Here is a 16996-nt window from a genome sequence, read left to right as displayed (position 1 = left end):
CCCATCTCAATATCGCTACGTGTGGAGCGGAATTGCCCTTACAGTCTCGGTGGCCGAACAATGCGTGGTACATAGCGCATCGACGACCACAGCCGAAGGCAACCGTGGGACAGGGGAGCTCGACCACGGTGCCGGTGGCTGTCGTCCGGGCTCGGCTGAGACCAATGATCGGGGGTACGGACCAGAGCCATGGAGAGACCGCTATGAGTGCAGCCCCCGCCCGCCACCGTGCCAAACATGCGCTGAAGGACTCACCCGGATACGCGCTGCACGTTGGCCGCGTGGGTGCGCTGGCAGTGTCGCTGGGTGTCGGCTTTGCGATCGCCAATGCGGCACAGCCGGCCTATGCCGACACCGGGACGAGTTCCGGTGCCGATTCGTCGTCGCAATCGTCGTCGTCCTCGGAAAGTTCGTCCTCGGAATCCGATTCCCGTCCGGCCGGCAATCGCAAACGCGGACCCAAGGCGGTCACCACGGCGCGCACCGCCGCCGCTCCCGCCGAACGCAGCACCGACACCGACGAGCAGACCGACGACGCGAGCGAGGAATCCGTCGAGCCGACGCCGGATGCGGTCGACGAGTCCACCGCGGCGCCCAGCGATGACACCGTCGGCGAAACGCCCGCCGACGCACCGGTCGCCGACGCACCGGTCGTCGACGCACCGGACCGCAAGCCGCGCCCCCAGCTTCAACTCGCGCAGCCGCTGCAGGTCGCCACCGCCGTAGTCGAGGCCACCACCCAGGCATCCATCGAAGCAGAGGTGCCGGTGGTCGACATCACCGAGCAGCCCCCGGCGGCGACCCCGGTCGCCGAGGTGCCGCACGCGCCGACAGTGCAGGAGCCCAAGCCGTCGGTCGGCACCGTGACCCCCAAGATGACCGCCGCCAGTGTCACCCTCGGCACCCAGTCGGCGAACACGCCCACCGCGCTCGACGTGCTCATCAATTCGATGATGGCGTGGGTCGCCCGCCAGATCAGCCACACCTTCGTCAACCGGACGCCGGTCGCGGGCCCGATCGTCTACGAGCAGAACGTGCTCGGCCAGGTCTACATCGACCTCAATGCCACCGATCCCAATGGCGACGTGCTGACCTACGACATCATCCAGCCGGAAAAGGGTTGGGTGTACCGAGATCTGATCACCGGAAAGTTCGTCTACACACCGTGGGCGCTTGTCACCGGCCAGCCGCTGGTGGACAGCTTCCAGATCGTCGTCCGCGACGACTCCGAGCATCTGCCCGGGGTATTCGGCCAGATCCAGACGATGATCGAGACCGTCACCCGGTTCTTCGGCATCGCCCAGGCCGACAATCTCACGGTCACCGTCCCGGTCACGGTGGACCCCGTGTACCAGGCGCCCCCGCTGGTCACCCCGATCATCGGCGGCGGCTACACACTCGGTGAGCAGCCTGCCCACATCGTGTCCACGGTGGACATCGTCGACGGCGACTCCGGTTTGTTGAAACGGGTCGTCATCAAGATCGCCACCCTCGGGCAGACCGGTGACACGTTGTCGTATACCGCGCCCGTCGACAGCCCGATCGTGGGCTCCTGGGATGCCGGGACGCTGACCCTGACCCTGACCGGTGCGGCGACTCTGGCCGAGTACGAGGAAGCGATCAAGGCGGTGACGTTCTCGGCGACCCAGGGCGCCTTGCTGGTGCGCGGGTTGTCGATCTCGGCCACCGATTCCGACGACGTGGACAACATCGCTCCCGGGTTCGTCACCGTGGCGGTGTGGGCCGCCGCGAAGCTGCCGCCGCTGGTCACGCCGATCGCCGGTGGCGGGTTCACCATCGGTGGCAACCCGGCCAAGGTCGTGTCGACGGTGGACATCATCGACGGTGATTCGGGCAGGCTGTCCAAGCTGACCGTGAAGATTGCCACGCTGGGGCAGAGCGGCGATGTGCTGGGTTACGTTGCGCCGAACGGGAATCCGGTGACTGCAACCTGGGATGCGGCTTCGCGGACACTGACCTTGACCGGTGACGGCACGCTGACCCAGTACGAGGAGGCGCTCAAGTCCGTGACCTTCTCGGCCACCCAGGGTGCGGCGCTGGTGCGCGGTCTCTCGATCTCCGCGACCGACGAGCACGGTATCGAGAACCTGGCGCCGGCCTTTGTGACGGTCGCGGTGTCCTCGCCCACGCGTCTGGTTCCGCTGGTGACGCCGATCGGCGGCCGGTCCTACACGATCGGCAGCTCGCCGCAGCGCCCCATCGCCTCGGTGAGCATCGTCGACGGTGACTCCAGCCATCTGCAGCAGGTCACCGTGCGCGTCACCACCTTCGGTAAGGACGGCGACACGTTGTCCTTCGGCGGATTGTCCGGGAACCCGGTCACGGCGAGTTATGACGCCTCGACCAGGACGCTGACCCTGTCGGGCATCGCCACCAAACAGCAGTACGAGGAAGCGTTAGAGGCTGTTACATTCACCGCCACCCAGGGCGCCTGGACGACTCGGACCATCCTGATCGTCGCCACCGATACCGATGGTGTGAACAGTGCGGCCGGATCGTTGACCCTGTCCGTGTGGTAACCGCACGATAGGGGGCGTGAACTCCGCCCTGGTGACCCTCGACCAGATCACCGACGCCGCCGACCGGCTGGCGCCGGTGATCCGGGAGACCCCGGTGATCGCATCCCGGGTGCTCTCGGAACGCATCGGCCGTCAGGTCTGGCTGAAGTGTGAAAACCTGCAGCGCACCGGGTCTTTCAAACCGCGGGGTGCCTACAACCGGATCGCGAATCTGGACTCGGGGGAGCGGGCGCGCGGGGTGGTCGCCGCCAGCGCGGGCAATCACGCGCAGGGCGTCGCCTGGGCGGCCACCGAGTTGGGTATCGAATCGACGGTGTTCATGCCGGTGAACGTCGCGCTGCCCAAGTTGGTCGCCACCAAGGCCTACGGCGGGCGGGTGCATCTGGTCGGGGCCACCATCGCCGAAGCGCTCGACGCCGCAGCCGAGTTCGCCGCCGAGACCGGTGCGGTGTTGATCCATCCGTTCGACCATGCCGATATCGTGGCCGGCCAGGCCAGCGTGGGGATCGAGATCCTGCGCCAGATCCCGGACGTCGCAACCATTCTGGTACCGACCGGCGGGGGAGGGCTGGTTGCCGGGATCGCGGCGGCGATGCATCATCTGGCGCCGCACGTCACCGTTGTCGGTGTCCAGGCCGAGGACGCCGCGGCCTGGCCCGCCTCACTGGCCGCGGGCAGCCCGGTCCCCGCGCCGACGGTCACCACCATGGCCGACGGTATCGCGGTGCCCGTCCCCGGACAGGTCCCGTTCCGTCAGGTTCAGGAGTACGTCGACTCGATCCGAACGGTCAGTGAGGAAGCGCTGTCGAGGGCCCTGTTGCTGTGCCTGGAACGCGCCAAGCTGTTGGTCGAACCCGCCGGTGCGGCGGCCGTGGCCGCGCTGATGTCCGACGAACTGCCCGGCTCGGGTCCGGTGTGTGCGGTGCTGTCCGGCGGCAACATCGATCCGCTGGTGCTGACCCATGTGATGAATCACGGATTGCGGGCGGCCGGGCGCTATCTGGTGGTGAAGGCCGTCATCGCCGACCGGCCGGGTGGGCTGAGTGCGTTGCTGCGCGTGGTCGGCGCCAGCGGGGCGAGTGTGCTGGACGTGGTGCACCGGCGGACGGCGCCGAAGCTGGCTTTCGACGAGGTCGAGGTGATGCTGACCGTCGAGACTCGCGGCAACGCCCACCGCGAACAGGTGTTGCAAGCACTGGCCGAGGCCGGGGTGCGGGTCACCGTCGAGGACGAGTGACGTACCTCAGGTCAGGTCCTGGGCGAATACGACCATGTTGCCGTCCGGGTCGTCGAGGATCGCGATGCGGAACTGACCCGACGGTGTGGTCTGTGCCGCGGGCACCGATATCCCACGTCCCGCCACGGCCGCCAACTCGGCATCAACATCGTCGACGACGAGGGTGACACTGCTGGAGCCCGCCCGTCGGGCGTCGTCGACCAGCTGAATACCGCTGCCGCCGCTGAACGCCCATTCGACATCGCCGGGCATCGGAACACGATCAGGTTGGCGGCCCAACAGGTTCTCCCACCAGGCGCGGGACGCGGTCAGATCCTGGGTGGCGACGAAGGCGAGTGCGGCGGTGACGACCATGGCTGGGGTGTTGACGGCCGTCGCCGATTCAAAACCTCGGCTCAGCTGAACCGCAGGCTCAACGTGGCCAGACCGAAGATCTTGCGTCCCTCGGATTTCGCGCCGATCAGCACCACACCGCTGCGGGTGTCCGGATCCAAGGACTTGACCTTGCCGCTGAACTCGATCTCGGTGCCGGTCACGGGGACGATCGCGGGCTGGGACAGCCGCACCGCATAGCGGGTCACCGCGCCCGGATCGCCGGACCAGGCGGAACCGAAACTGTTGCCCAGGCCCATGGTGAGCATGCCGTGCGCCAGCACGTCATCCTGTCCGGCCAACTTGGCGATGTTCTGGTCCCAGTGCAGCGGATTGGCGTCGCCGGCCACGCCGGCGTAGTTCACCAGATCGCCGCGTGACAACCGCGCCACCTGCACGGGCAGCTGTTCGGACACCTGCAGGGTGTCGAAGGATCGAGAACCGGGGGTGCAGGAGTGACCGTCGGCGATCCGGATATCGCCGGCCGGGCGCGGCGTCTTCTCGTACGGGGCGCCGGACTCCTCGGCGCCGAGCATGTTGATGCCGTGCATCATCACGCCCTGCACGGCCGGCCGGATCTCCGGGTCGACCTCCTCGGCGCCGACGCCGACGACGGTGGTGTGCAGGGTGTGCACCACCTCGTCGGCGGTATCGGTGAAGGTGTTGGTGACCGTGATCAGGTCGCGGCCGGCAATCCGGCGCACGGCGGTCAGTTCGACGTCGATGGTCAGCTCGTCGCCCTCGACGATCGGTCGATGCTGCTCGAAGACCTCTTCGGTCTGCAGGTACATGTCGTAACCGACGACGACCTGCTCGAACATGCGCTGGTTACAGGCCATCGCGGGGGCGGAGGTGAAGGTCAGCGGGGCGACCAGTCCCGGGTAGCCGAGTTCGGCGGCAGCAGCGAGGTCCCAGTGTGCGGGGTGCTTGTCCTGCACTGCCCGGGCGAACTCGCGGATCTTCTCCCGGCCCACCACGTAGGTGTCTTCCATCTGGTACCAGTGCCCGACCCGGGCTTCCAGTGCCGACGCTTCTGCTGCTGCGGTCATGGTGGTGCTCAACTCTTCTATCTGCATATTTGCTACAGCCGGACCACTGCACCCTAACGCGCGCCGGCTACGGAGCCGGAATCCGGGGATCGACCGACACCGATCCGGCCGTGCGCCGAAACCCGCGTACCCGAGGTTAGAAGTGCCTGGACCACCCAGCCGCCGCCGGGCAGCCGGCACAGCAGTGCGGCCGGCCGGGCCGGTTTGGGCGGGTGGTAGTTGTCGAAGGCCGGGCACGAGGCAAGGACCAGCCTGCTCAGCCGTTTGTCGCGCCCGTCGGAGATAAGGAACTGCCCGCCGCCCCAGTCGTTGAACACTAGGGTCACCTCGTCCAGTTCCAGGGCGTCCAGGAAGTCCGCGAGGATGGCGGCCACCCTCTGCTCGGTCAGATCCGCATCGGGATGCATCGCCTCCTTCTGAGCGCCCACCGGCAGTGTCGGTGTGATGCAACGGTATTCACACCGTCTGGTGGTCATCACGCTGACCGCCCTGGAGGGGGTCTCGTGCTGTGCCGGACGCTGCGTTCGGTACAGCCGATGATCGTGGCCGGCCAGGGGGTGCACGCGGCAGTGCCGGCGGTGCTGGCCGAATGAGTCAGAGCTGCTTGCGGAAATACACGCGGTCGAACCCGTCCTCGGTGCACCGGCCGGTCTCGACATAACCGAGGCGGGGATAGAACGCGAGGTTCTCGGTCATGGCGGCGTTGGTATACAGCCGCGCTTCGGTGAGTCCCTGTCGGCGGGCCTGCGTTTCGGCGTGATCGAGCAGCGCCCGACCATAGCCCTTGCCCTGATGACCCGGCCCCACGGCGACGTTCTCGATCAGTAGGTGGTCGTCCGCCACGAGGGTGACGATGACGCCGACGATGGCATCGTCAACGATCAGCAGCGCGGTCTGCCCGAGCAGTACGTGGTAGTCGGCTGTCATCGGAGCGGGCTCACGGCCGATGCGGTCGACATAGCCGACGTAGGCGGCTGCCACGATGTGTTCCACGGTGGCGACATCCTCTGTTGTCGCCGGGCGGACGAAGCTGCTCACGGAAGGAACCTAATGGCTCGACTTCTGCGGCGACCCCGAGCCCGTGGGTTGGGCAAGCGCGCGTGGCTGTTGACCTGGTCGATCCGGCTGATCCTGTGGACGCTGGGCTTCACCCGCATCATCCGGACCGAGATCGTCGGCGCCGATGTGGTGCCGGACAAGGGTGCGGTGCTGCTCGCCGCGAATCACACCTCGATGATCGACGTGTTCTTCATCCTCGGCGCATTACGCCGGGAGGCGATCGCGATGGCGATGGCCGAGCTGTGGAAGTCACCGTCCACCCGGTGGCTGGTCGAGGTGCTCGGCCAGATCCCGGTGGTACGCGGTGACCCGGAATCGGGCAAACAGGCGTTGGAGAGTGCCGCGCACGCGTTGTCCGACGGCGCCCTGGTCGGCATCTTCCCGGAGCAGAAATGTGTCCTGCCGGGTGAGATCGCGCCGTACCGGCCCGGTGTCGCGGTGTTGGCCAAGCGCACGGGCGTGCCGATCATCCCGGTCCGGCTGATCAACGCCAACAAGGTGCTGCCGCTGGACAAGAGGATCCCGAACAGAGGCCACACCGTCCAGGTCATCTTCGGCGAGGCGATCGACCCGGCTGCGTTCGACACCGTCGAGGCGCTGCTGGCCGAAGTGCAGCGCCGCATCACCTCTCTAGGCTGATGAGGTGCTCTTCATCTTCGGCTTCGGCACCAAACAGAAACCGCTCGGCCCTGGGGATGTCCGGCTCTGCCCGCGCTGTCACAACACCACCCAGTGGTCCAGGATGCGGCAGTACAAACAGTTCACATTGTTCTTCGTACCGATCGTCCGGTGGAACCGCAGGCAATACGAAGCCTGCGGCATCTGCGGTGCGACGATTGCCGCATGACCGCAACACTCGTCGCCAAGGATGTGGCCGGTGGTTTCGCCCACCGCACCCTCTTCGAGCGGGTCGACCTGACCGTGGCGCCCGGCGATGTCGTCGGTGTGGTCGGTGCCAACGGAGCAGGCAAGAGCACGCTGCTGCAGATCCTGGCCGGTGAACTCGAACCGCTCGAAGGGACGGTGAGCCGGGCGCCGGCCGACGCCTTCGTCGGATGGCTGCCGCAGGAACACGAACGGGTGGCCGGTGAGACCGTCGCCGCTTACATCGCGCGCCGCACCGGATGCGCCGCGGCGACGGTGGCCATGGAATCGGCGGCCGCGGCGCTGGCCGATTCCGACGCCGGTGCGGACACCTATGCTGTGGCTCTGGAGCACTGGTTGGCCAGTGGCGCAGCGGATCTGGATGAACGGCTGCCGGTCGTCCTGGAGGATCTGGGTTTGGCGGTCGAACCGGACACCACGCTGATGATGGGGCTGTCGGGTGGGCAGGCCGCCCGGGTGGGGCTTGCGGCGCTGATGTTGTCGAGATTCGACATCGTGCTGCTCGACGAGCCGACCAACGATCTGGACCTGGACGGGTTGACCCGGCTGGAGCAGTTCGTGCGCGATCTGCGCGGCGGTGTCGTGCTGGTGAGCCATGACCGGGAGTTCTTGGCCCGCACCGTCAACCGCATCCTGGAACTCGATCTGGCGCAGAACATGACCACCGTCTACGGCGGCGGCTACGAAAGCTATCTGGACGAGCGGGAGGTCGCCCGTCGGCACCGCCGCGAAGAGTACGAGGAATTCGCCGAGCGCAAGGCGGATCTGGTGGCCCGGGCCAGAACCCAGCGGGAGTGGTCCAGCCAGGGTGTGCGTAATGCCATGCGCAAGGCGCCCGACAACGACAAGAACCGCCGCCGGGCCCAGACCGAATCGAGTGAGAAGCAGGCCCAGAAGGTGCGACAGATGGAGAGTCGTATCGCTCGACTGGAAGAGGTCGAAGAGCCGCGCAAGGAATGGACACTGCAGTTCACCATCGGCGCCGCGCCGCGTTCGAGCTCGGTCGTCGCCACGCTCGACAATGCCGTTGTGCGCCAGGGCGATTTCCAGTTAGGTCCGGTGTCCCTGCAGATCGACGCCGGCGATCGGATCGGGATCACCGGCCCGAACGGGGCGGGCAAGTCGACACTGCTGCGCCTGCTCTTGGGCCGTCGCGAGCCCGATGATGGACGCACGAGCCTGGGAACCAATGTGGCGATCGGTGAGATCGAACAGGCCCGTGCCGATTTCACCGGGCCGGACCGTTTGGTCGACCGATTCGAGCAACGCGTGCCGGACTGGTCGACCGCCGACGTCCGGACCCTGTTGGCCAAATTCGGACTGCGGGCCGACCACGTCGAACGCGCCGTCGACGACCTGTCTCCCGGCGAACGCACTCGCGCCGGGATGGCGCTGCTGCAGGCGTGCGGCACCAATGTGCTGGTGCTCGACGAGCCGACCAACCATCTCGACCTGCCGGCCATCGAACAGCTGGAGCAGGCCCTGGACAGCTATGACGGCACCCTTTTGCTGGTGACCCATGACCGGCGGATGCTGGCCAACGTCCGGCTGAATCGCTCCTGGATCGTCGAGGACGGTCGGGTCACCGAAGCGTAGGGATCTGGCAAAAATCTCTTGACCGCAGGGCGATGCGATGGAACCCTGTTCCGCTTGCCCTGTTCCGTCGACAACCCTGAAACACCATGACACTCAGCGAGATCACCGATATCACCGCGTGGCTGGACGACCAGCCCTACGGAGTGCAGCCGTCGCTGCGCGCGCTCGGCGAGCTCCTCATCGGCGCCACCACGCAGAACCGCGCCGAGACCGCCGACCAGTTCACGGCGCGGTGCCTGGGTGTGACCGACTGCGGGCACCTCGTCGACGAGGAACGTGAGCTCAATCCGGTGACCCGACTGACGACCGCATTGGCGTTGGCGGACTGGATCGATCGGTACGGCGACGCGTGCGTGATCGGGCCCGGCGATTACACCAACCCGCCGAAGTGGACCCAGACCGACGTCGGCGACCGGCGCCATCGCCACCCGCTGTGCATGCGCGTGTTCTTCCCGGCCGGTACGCTGTTGGCGGCCGGCGAGTGTGTCATCCACATCGAGGCCCGGTTGTCCTTCCAGCACTCACCGGAGGTGAGCGCCTTCGTCAGCCCGGACCTGCAGAGCGAGGCCCGTGAGGTGCTGGACCGGCTCGCCGTGGATGCCGCCGCGCTCAACCCGTACCGAGGTCGTGCGCTGCGGGCGACGTTCCAGGCCGGGCTGGTGCTGACGGTCATCGACCTGCCCTCGACGGTGAGCCGGGACAACGTCATCGTCACCGACGAGGTCTGGGCGGAAGTCGATCTGGGAGTGACCGCGGTCCGCGATCGTCACGAGATGCTGAATGCGCACGGGCTCGGTGCGCGACGTGGTGTGCTGCTGTGCGGCCCGCCGAGCAGACCAGTGGCAGCGACCTGCGTGAGATCGTCCGGCGGCGCTGCTGGACGAGGTCGGCAACGGCCGCTATCGCGCCGACGTCCCGGACGGCCTCTACCTGTAGCCGCTCATCTGATCGATGACCGAGCCTTCGGCACGTTCGGCGATCCAGTTGCGAATGGCCTCCACGGCGGGTTTGGCACCCCAGTTGCGGTCGTAAATACCCCACGGTGTTTCGTTTGCGCGATCCACCAGCGAGTAGATGAACATCGGGCCGACACCGTCGAGCCCGGACCAGGTGTCGGCGAAGTCGACCATCCAGGCGGCCTGCGTGGCACCGTTGACCGCCGATGTCGGCACGCCGTACTCGGTTGTCCAGATGAGTTTGTCGGCATCCCCGTTGGTGTCCATCAGCTGACGCAACGACATCAGTTGCCGGTAGGGCGTGTTGGCGTACGGCATTCCCGCGGAGAAGCTGCTGGAGAAGTTGTACGGGTGGAAGGACAGCGCGTCGAAATATCCTTGGGCGCCTGCGGCGTACATCTGGGTGAGGTAGTTGACGGGATTGATGGTCCATGTGCCGAAACTCAATCCGGCACCGAGTACCCCACCGACGATCAAGGCTGTCGGCTCGACGGCCTTGATCGCGGTGTAGGCGGCCTGCAGCAGGGCGGTGTATCCGGCGACATTCGGCTCCGGTGACCAGCCGATGTTGGCATTGGGTTCATTCCAGATCTCGTATGCGGCGAGCCGGGGATTATCGCTGCCGGCACCGTAGCGCATCGCCACCGCGGTCATGAACGTCGCATAGTCGGCCGGGTCGTTCGGCGCCGCGTTCGGCAGCCAGAACCCGTTGCGGGAAGCCCAGACCGGGGTACTCGTCACCGCCCCGACAACCGCGATGTCCCGCTGTGCCGCGGCATCCAGGATGCGGTCGGCGATCGTCCAGTTGTAGGCACCCCTTGTCGGTTCCATTGCGCGCCAAGGGAGGAACACCCGGATCTGGCTGACGCCCAACTGCTCGAACGCCTGCATCGCGACGGCGAGTTCTTCTGGGGTCATGAAGTACAGATTGGATTCGGCGATACCCAGTGCGCTTGCCGAGGTGTCGATCCGGGCGGGCGCTGCAGCGTGTGCGACGAAGGGTTCGGCCGAGCTCGCAAACAAGATGGCGGCCACGAGCGCGACGACCCGGGCGCGCCGAGCGAAGGGTCGGAACAGCGTGTGCGGCATGGCGGCCTTTCTGGCAGTCCGATGCGGAGGATATCGTGATGGCGCCCAATGTAAGCAGCGCAACCACTTTGGTGCATCTGCGATCCGGATCGCTCCGGTGCCGGGCGTTAGTCGAGGTTCGGTCGGGCGAATGGGCTGAATGCGCACGGGCGATCAAGATCAGCAAATGAATGACGGATCACTGCGTGGCGCTGCCTCCGTGATCGCGTTGGTATGGCGGGGGTGAATCGACCTGCCCTTGCAGCTACTTCAGTTTGCAAACGGCGTGGGCGGGTTGAAATTTGCCGGCGGGTAAAAATGCGCCGAGGCCAATGGCGGTGAATGAGAGGCGGATTCGCGTCGGGGCTCGCCTGGCGCATCGGCCGGCCGGCGAACGCCTGTCCGCGACGCGAAACATGTCACGCAACCGTGATCGTGCTGAGTGTTTACCGAGACCGGGGGCGTCGTTCTGTTCCGGGACGTGGACTACCTGCTAGCCGGTAGTGGGCACTACTGCTGGCTGTGCAGACTTCGATCTTGATCGAAAGCAGGATTCCAGGCATACCCGAATCCGGCATCGAATGCGAGAGAGACCGACATGGAAACCATCGCCCACGACCTCACCACCGACTTCGAACGTGACGTACGCGAGCACCTGGATGTGCTGCGGCGCGGGGCGTATCGGCTGACCCGTAACCGGGCCGACGCCGAGGAACTGTTGCAAGAGACGCTACTCAAGGCCTACGCCGGGTTCGGGGCGTTCCGTACGGGCACGAACCTGCGGGCTTGGTTGTTCCGGATCATGACGAACACCCATATCGGTAACTACCGCAAGAGCTCGCGCCGACCGGAGTACCTGACCGATGACATTGCGTCCGTCGGTGACTCGATGCCCGCGGGGTCGAGGTCGGCGGAGGCCGAAGCCTTGGAGCTGGTTCCCGACGAGGCTGTTGCGACCGCGCTGGCCGGCCTGCCCGAGCAGTTCCGTGAGGTGCTCTGCTATGCGGCGATCGACGGGTACAGCTGCCGCGAAATCGCCGAGCTGATGAACACCCCGATGGGCACCGTGCTGTCGCGGTTGCACCGCGGGCGGAGTCTGATGCGTGCCGCGCTGGCGCCGCCGCAGCTGGTCGCCGCCTGATCGACTTGTCGGTGGTCGAATGTATGTTCGACTCATGGCCACAGCGACGGACGCGATGACGGCCTTACGGGCCGCCTTCGACGCCTTCGCCGAATGTGATCTGCAGGCGTTGACCCGCGACGAACTCGTCGCGGTCATGGACGACTACGAAACCCTGACCTGCCAACTCCCCACCGGCTGGCACCGCCTGCTGGCCGCGCTGCAGGCTGACACCACCGCCCGGGAGATGGGCGCCAAATCCTGGAATGAGGTGCTGCGCATCCGGTGGCGGCTCTCCAAAGCCGAAGCCGGCCGCCGGTTACGTGAAGCCGCCGCCCTGGGGCCGCGACGGTCGTTGACCGGGGAACCGTTACCGCCGCTGCTGCCGGTGGTGGCCGTGGCCCAAGCCGCCGGACTGATCACCGCCGACCACCTCACCGTGCTCCGCGACGCCATGCGCGACCTACCCGGCCACCTCGACACCGCCGACCGCGAACAATTCGAACTCGACATCGTGCGCGACGCCCTCGGCGTCGGACCCGCCGATCTCGCCAAAGCCATCGCCGACCGCCTCTTCCTGTTCGACCAGGACGGACCCGCCCCCGACGACAACGAACGGATACGCAAACGTTCGGTGACCATCGGCACCCAACGCCGCGACAGCACCACCGCGATGAACGCCACCCTGGACCCCGAAGCAATGGCCGTCTGGGAACCCCTGTTCGCGAAATTCGCCGCCCCCGGCATGTGCAACCCCGCCGACGAAAACCCCTGCACCCTCGGCACCCCCACCCAAGCCCAAATCGACAATGACCACCGCACCCAGGCCCAACGTCAACACGACGCCATGATCGCCATCGGACGCATCGCCCTGATGTCCAACCCGGGTCAACTCAACGGCCTCCCGGTCACCCTCATCATCCGCACCACCGTCGGCGAACTGCATGCACTGGCCGGGATCGGTGTCTCCGGTGGCGGCACCAAGATCCCGATCCGCGACGTCATCCGGATGGCCGCACACGCCTCGCATCACCTCGCGGTCTTCGACGACGCCACCGGCGCCGCCCTGAACTACTTCCGCAGCCGACGCACCGCCAGCCCCGCCCAGCGCATCATGCTCATCGCCCGCGACGGGGGCTGCACCAAACCCTGCTGCACCAACGGCCCCTACCACTGCCAGGTCCACCACGGTGAGAGAGCGTTCTCGCGCGGAGGCAACACCAACGTCGATGAACTCACCCTGGCCTGTGGGTGTGACAACCGGATGGTCGACGACGCTGGTGACGGCACCGGCTACACCACCACATTCAATGCCCGCAACGAATGCGAGTGGCACCCACCGGCAGCGCTGGAGCACGGCCAAGCCCGCATCAACTACCACCACCGCCCCGAACTGCTCCGCAACCCGCCCGACGACAGGTCGCAATGGGCCCACAACATCAACCAACTCGACCGACTACTCCAGCCACCCGACACCACGCCCCGAGACCACGGATTCGACGACAGCTACCCCGACGAGGTCAATCTCGACGACCCCTACCCCGACGACGACCACACCGACGACGCCGCACTCCTGAAACAAAGCCGCTACATCAAAGCCGAACTCGAATTCTGGGAAACCATCACCACCGACCACACCCACAACAGCATCGGCCTCCACAGCCCGTGACATCGATGGCCTACGGCGGCCGCCGACCTGAAACCCGTGGTGCTGGTGTGATCCGCCGAGTATTGACGCGTGAGCGTTGCTGACGTCGACGGAACTTCTGTCGAGTGCGCACGTGGCGCAGCATGCGACCGGCGAGGCGCGGTTTGCCGAGCGTGGAATTGCCCTGTGACCTGCCCATGAGCGATTGGCGATCGTCACCGAGCCGCACTAACTTTTTGATCGTGAAGTCCTCAGCTGCTGGCACCGCCGCGCGGTGGCTCGCCCCCTTCTTCGCCGTCGCGGCCATCATCGGCCTCTCCGTCACCCCGGTTCAGGCCCCGCAGGTGCGCCTCGCCAGTGAGGCCAACCCGCTGGCGGGCCGTCCGTTCTACGTCGACCCGATCTCGAAGGCGATGCGGGCGGCACAGGCCTCGCCGGGCACCCCGCAGCTCGACTACGTGGCCAACACCCCGCAGGCCTACTGGCTGGACCAAGCCTTCCCCGCCTCGACGGTGGCCGGCACGGTCGGCAAGCTCGTCGGCGCCGCGCAGGCCGCCGGCGCGACACCTGTCCTGTCGCTCTATGCGCTCCCACACCGCGACTGCTACAGCTACGCGGCCGGCGGCTTCGGCTCCGCCGACGGCTACCGGCAGTGGATCGACGCCATCTCGGCAGGCCTGGGCGGTTCCCCGGCCGCGATCATCCTGGAGCCCGACGCACTGGCCATGGCCGACTGCCTGACCGCCGATCAGCGCGCCGAACGTTTCGATCTGATCCGCTACGCCGTCGACACCCTGACCCGGGATCCGGCCGCCGCCGTGTACATCGACGCCGGCCACTCGCGCTGGGTCGAGGCCGGTGAGATGGCCAACCGGCTCAATCAGGTCGGCATCGACCGTGCCCGCGGGTTCAGCCTCAACACCACGAACTACTTCACCACCGACGAGCAGATCGGCTACGGCGAAGCCATCTCCGGCATGACGGGCGGCGCCAACTACGTCATCGACACCTCCCGCAACGGCAACGGTCCGGCCCCGGACAGCCCGCTCAGCTGGTGCAACCCGCCCGGCCGTGCGCTGGGCGTACCACCCACCACCGCGACCGCGAACCCCAAGATCGACGCCTACCTGTGGGTCAAACGCGTCGGTGAATCCGATGGCTCGTGCGGCAGTGGCGAACCGAGCGCCGGGACGTTCGTCAACCAGTACGCCATCGACTTGGCCCGCAACGCCGGGCGGTAGGAACCCATGACGGCGGACCGCCTCCTCGTCGCAGGCCAGACCTGCTGGCAGGTGGTGCATGCCGACCGGTTCGCCCATATCGTCGACGGCGCCGATTACCTGCGTCTGACCAAGGCCGCCATGCTGCGGGCGCAGCATCGCATCATCCTGATCGGCTGGGACTTCGACTCCCGCACCACGTTCGAACAGGACGGCGCGACGCTGCCCGGACCGAACCAGCTCGGCCCGTTCCTGTACTGGCTGCTGTGGAAGCGTCCCCGACTCCAGATCTACGTGCTCAAATCCAACCTGCGCCTGCTGCCGGTGTTCGACGACCTCTGGTACGGGTTGACGCCGGTGTCGCTGCTCAACCGGATCAGTATCAGGCGCATCCGATTCGAGGTGGACGGTGCTCACCCGACCGGCGCGGTGCACCACCAGAAGATCGTGGCCATCGACGACGCGATCGCCTTCTGCGGCGGAATCGACCTCACCCTCGAGCGCTGGGATACCTCAGACCACCTGGACGACAACAAGTTCCGCACCGAACACGGTCCACGGCACGAGGTTGCCGTGGCCGTCGACGGGACCGCTGCGCAGGCCCTCGGTGAGTTGGCCCGCGAGCGCTGGCGTTCGGCCACCGGGCAGGCGCTACCCCCGTTGGCTGTCATGCACTCGGCCTGGCCGCGAGGCCTGGATCCGGACCTGCGCGATATCGAGGTGGGTATCGCCCGCACCAACCCCGAACTGCCGGAGCATCCGGAGGTCCGTGAGGTCGAGGCGCTGAACCTGGCGGCGATCGCGGCCGCGCAACGCATCATCTATCTGGAGAACCAGTACCTGGCCTCGCGCATCCTCGTGGAAGCCCTCATCGGCCGCCTCGAGGAACCCGACGGTCCCGAGATCGTCATCGTGTTGCCGAGACGGTCCGAGAGCCGCCTGGAACAGGAATCGATGGACAGCGCGCGCAAGCTGCTGGTGGACGAACTCTGGGCCGCCGATCAATACGGCAGACTCGGCATCTACTGGCCGGTGACCGCCAACGACAACCCGATCTACGTCCATTCGAAGGTCGTCATCATCGACGATCGCCTGCTGCGCATCGGATCCTCCAACCTCAACAACCGCTCGCTGGGATTCGACAGCGAATGCGATATCGCGCTGGAAGCCGATACCGATGCGGTGCGCACACTGATCGACACCGTGCGCACGCAGTTGATCTGCGAGCATCTCGGGGTGGCCCCCGAGGACTTCGACTCGGTCGGCGCATCCTTTCTGGGGACCATCGACGCTTTGCGTGGCGAGGGCCGCACCCTACGACCGCTGACCCCCGACGAGGTCGCCGGTGAGGAGACTCCGTTCGCCGAGAACGACCTGATGGATCCCTACCGGGTGCCGAAATCGCTGGCCTGGAGTGCCCGCCGATTCCTCAGCGGCCTGGCCGGACAATAAACCCGACGGTGTTGTCGGATTCGGTGGGCATCGTTCGTCGAACAGTTGGAGAGTGGGACACGAGGTTTCGCTCACTGACCGGAGGTGAACCGATGCACTACCTCGCGTTACTGCTCGGACCCGAGCCCACCGAGGAGCCCGATGCCGAGGCCCAGATCATGGCCGCATATCAGAACTTCCACACCGCAGCGGGCCCGGCGATCTGCGCAGGCGACGCGCTGGGACCCGCCGCCGACGCGGTCCGCATCACCGGCGGGCCGACCGCCCCGACGGTGACCGACGGACCATTTGTCGAAGGCGCCGAGGTGGCGGGCGGCTACTACGTCCTGGAGGCCGACAACCTCGATGACGCACTCGAGATCGCCCGCCAGATCCCCGCGTGCGCACAAGGAGCGGTGGAGGTTTGGCCGATCGTGCACTGGAAGGCGCCGACCCAGCAGGTCCGTGACGACTGGCTCGCGCTGCTGTTGGAGCCCGCCGACGCGGTGCACGCACCGGACACGCCGCAGTGGCAGGCCGGAGCCGCCCGGCATGTCGAGCTGGGCGAGGTGATCGGGGAGGCCGCTCTCGGTGGCGCGCCGCTGCATCCACCGAGCACCGCCACCACGGTGCGGGTCCGTGACGGCAAGACCATCTATACCGACGGACCCTATGCCGAGGGTGCCGAAGTGGCCAACGGCTTCTATCTGCTGCGTGCCGCCGACCGTGACGAGGCCGTCAAGTTGGCCACCATGATCCCGGCATCCGCGGTCGAAGTGCGTCGGCTGACCGGTATCTCGGGGCTGTAGTCGACG

At 66.7% G+C, this 16996-nt stretch carries 15 protein-coding genes and 1 pseudogene; 10 read left to right on the top strand and 6 right to left on the bottom strand.

Going from position 1 to position 16996, the window contains the following annotated elements:
- The first annotated feature begins 203 nt into the window (after positions 1-203).
- The gene (locus ACLBYA_RS23110; protein ID WP_447711789.1) at positions 204-2540 is read left to right on the top strand and encodes a hypothetical protein; all 2337 of its coding nucleotides are present in this window, start codon (positions 204-206) and stop codon (positions 2538-2540) included.
- Positions 2541-2556: 16 nt separating this feature from the next.
- A complete protein-coding gene (gene ilvA, locus ACLBYA_RS23105; protein ID WP_447711788.1) occupies positions 2557-3777 on the top strand; it encodes a threonine ammonia-lyase in 1221 nt (406 codons plus the stop codon).
- A 6-nt stretch (positions 3778-3783) separates the two neighbouring features.
- On the opposite strand, the gene ACLBYA_RS23100 is transcribed toward ilvA, so the two are convergent.
- From ACLBYA_RS23100 to ACLBYA_RS23085, 4 genes and pseudogenes are all read right to left on the bottom strand, one after another.
- Complete coding sequence (locus tag ACLBYA_RS23100) at positions 3784-4131, bottom strand: VOC family protein (protein ID WP_447711787.1); 348 nt, start codon at positions 4129-4131, stop codon at positions 3784-3786.
- A gap of 41 nt (positions 4132-4172) precedes the next feature.
- Entirely contained in the window at positions 4173-5225 is a 1053-nt protein-coding gene (locus ACLBYA_RS23095; protein ID WP_447711786.1) for a fused (3R)-hydroxyacyl-ACP dehydratase subunits HadA/HadB, read from the bottom strand.
- A 47-nt stretch (positions 5226-5272) separates the two neighbouring features.
- A pseudogene (locus ACLBYA_RS23090) lies at positions 5273-5653 on the bottom strand (alpha/beta fold hydrolase); the annotation flags it as partial.
- Positions 5654-5792: 139 nt separating this feature from the next.
- The gene (locus ACLBYA_RS23085; RefSeq protein WP_447711785.1) at positions 5793-6236 is read right to left on the bottom strand and encodes a GNAT family N-acetyltransferase; all 444 of its coding nucleotides are present in this window, start codon (positions 6234-6236) and stop codon (positions 5793-5795) included.
- Between the two features lie 12 nt (positions 6237-6248).
- Between ACLBYA_RS23085 and ACLBYA_RS23080 the strand changes: the two genes are divergently transcribed.
- From ACLBYA_RS23080 to abc-f, 3 genes are read left to right on the top strand one after another with little or no spacing between them, the layout of a single operon-like run.
- A complete protein-coding gene (locus ACLBYA_RS23080) occupies positions 6249-6896 on the top strand; it encodes a lysophospholipid acyltransferase family protein (protein ID WP_447711784.1) in 648 nt (215 codons plus the stop codon).
- A gap of 4 nt (positions 6897-6900) precedes the next feature.
- Positions 6901-7104, top strand: a complete 204-nt coding sequence (locus ACLBYA_RS23075; protein ID WP_447711783.1) for a zinc-ribbon domain-containing protein — start codon at positions 6901-6903, stop codon at positions 7102-7104.
- Complete coding sequence (gene abc-f / locus ACLBYA_RS23070) at positions 7101-8738, top strand: ribosomal protection-like ABC-F family protein (protein WP_447711782.1); 1638 nt, start codon at positions 7101-7103, stop codon at positions 8736-8738. Before ACLBYA_RS23075 ends, abc-f begins: the two co-directional genes overlap by 4 nt.
- A gap of 370 nt (positions 8739-9108) precedes the next feature.
- On the opposite strand, the gene ACLBYA_RS23065 is transcribed toward abc-f, so the two are convergent.
- Both ACLBYA_RS23065 and ACLBYA_RS23060 read right to left on the bottom strand, forming a co-directional pair.
- Positions 9109-9453: a hypothetical protein gene (locus tag ACLBYA_RS23065; RefSeq protein WP_447711781.1), complete on the bottom strand. Its 345-nt coding sequence runs from the start codon at positions 9451-9453 to the stop codon at positions 9109-9111.
- Positions 9454-9664: 211 nt separating this feature from the next.
- On the bottom strand, positions 9665-10783 hold the full coding sequence (locus ACLBYA_RS23060) for a cellulase family glycosylhydrolase (protein ID WP_447711780.1): 1119 nt from the start codon (positions 10781-10783) through the stop codon (positions 9665-9667).
- 577 nt (positions 10784-11360) lie between these two features.
- Between ACLBYA_RS23060 and ACLBYA_RS23055 the strand changes: the two genes are divergently transcribed.
- The 5 genes from ACLBYA_RS23055 to ACLBYA_RS23035 all read left to right on the top strand — a co-directional run bounded on the left by ACLBYA_RS23055 (position 11361) and on the right by ACLBYA_RS23035 (position 16990).
- Positions 11361-11903: a sigma-70 family RNA polymerase sigma factor gene (locus ACLBYA_RS23055; protein ID WP_447711779.1), complete on the top strand. Its 543-nt coding sequence runs from the start codon at positions 11361-11363 to the stop codon at positions 11901-11903.
- A gap of 19 nt (positions 11904-11922) precedes the next feature.
- Positions 11923-13551 carry a DUF222 domain-containing protein gene (locus ACLBYA_RS23050; protein WP_447711778.1) on the top strand — a complete coding sequence of 543 codons (1629 nt, stop codon included), beginning with the start codon at positions 11923-11925 and terminating at the stop codon, positions 13549-13551.
- A 122-nt stretch (positions 13552-13673) separates the two neighbouring features.
- Positions 13674-14771: a glycoside hydrolase family 6 protein gene (locus ACLBYA_RS23045; protein ID WP_447711777.1), complete on the top strand. Its 1098-nt coding sequence runs from the start codon at positions 13674-13676 to the stop codon at positions 14769-14771.
- Positions 14772-14777: 6 nt separating this feature from the next.
- Complete coding sequence (locus ACLBYA_RS23040; protein ID WP_447711776.1) at positions 14778-16202, top strand: phospholipase D-like domain-containing protein; 1425 nt, start codon at positions 14778-14780, stop codon at positions 16200-16202.
- Positions 16203-16294: 92 nt separating this feature from the next.
- A complete protein-coding gene (locus ACLBYA_RS23035) occupies positions 16295-16990 on the top strand; it encodes a YciI family protein (protein WP_447711775.1) in 696 nt (231 codons plus the stop codon).
- Positions 16991-16996: the final 6 nt, after the last annotated feature.

It is taken from the genome of Mycobacterium sp. C31M (assembly GCF_053345865.1).
Note: the sequence above shows the minus strand (reverse complement) of the source record. Positions and strands in the feature narration are given on the sequence as shown.

Coding starts and splice junctions, on each gene's coding strand:
- ACLBYA_RS23110 (WP_447711789.1), top strand. CDS start 204: ATGAGTGCAGCCCCCGCCCGCCACCGTGCCAAACATGCGCTGAAGGAC.
- ACLBYA_RS23100 (WP_447711787.1), bottom strand. CDS start 4,131: ATGGTCGTCACCGCCGCACTCGCCTTCGTCGCCACCCAGGATCTGACC.
- ACLBYA_RS23095 (WP_447711786.1), bottom strand. CDS start 5,225: ATGCAGATAGAAGAGTTGAGCACCACCATGACCGCAGCAGCAGAAGCG.
- ACLBYA_RS23080 (WP_447711784.1), top strand. CDS start 6,249: ATGGCTCGACTTCTGCGGCGACCCCGAGCCCGTGGGTTGGGCAAGCGC.
- abc-f (WP_447711782.1), top strand. CDS start 7,101: ATGACCGCAACACTCGTCGCCAAGGATGTGGCCGGTGGTTTCGCCCAC.
- ACLBYA_RS23060 (WP_447711780.1), bottom strand. CDS start 10,783: ATGCCGCACACGCTGTTCCGACCCTTCGCTCGGCGCGCCCGGGTCGTC.
- ACLBYA_RS23055 (WP_447711779.1), top strand. CDS start 11,361: ATGGAAACCATCGCCCACGACCTCACCACCGACTTCGAACGTGACGTA.
- ACLBYA_RS23050 (WP_447711778.1), top strand. CDS start 11,923: ATGTATGTTCGACTCATGGCCACAGCGACGGACGCGATGACGGCCTTA.
- ACLBYA_RS23045 (WP_447711777.1), top strand. CDS start 13,674: ATGCGACCGGCGAGGCGCGGTTTGCCGAGCGTGGAATTGCCCTGTGAC.
- ACLBYA_RS23040 (WP_447711776.1), top strand. CDS start 14,778: ATGACGGCGGACCGCCTCCTCGTCGCAGGCCAGACCTGCTGGCAGGTG.
- ACLBYA_RS23035 (WP_447711775.1), top strand. CDS start 16,295: ATGCACTACCTCGCGTTACTGCTCGGACCCGAGCCCACCGAGGAGCCC.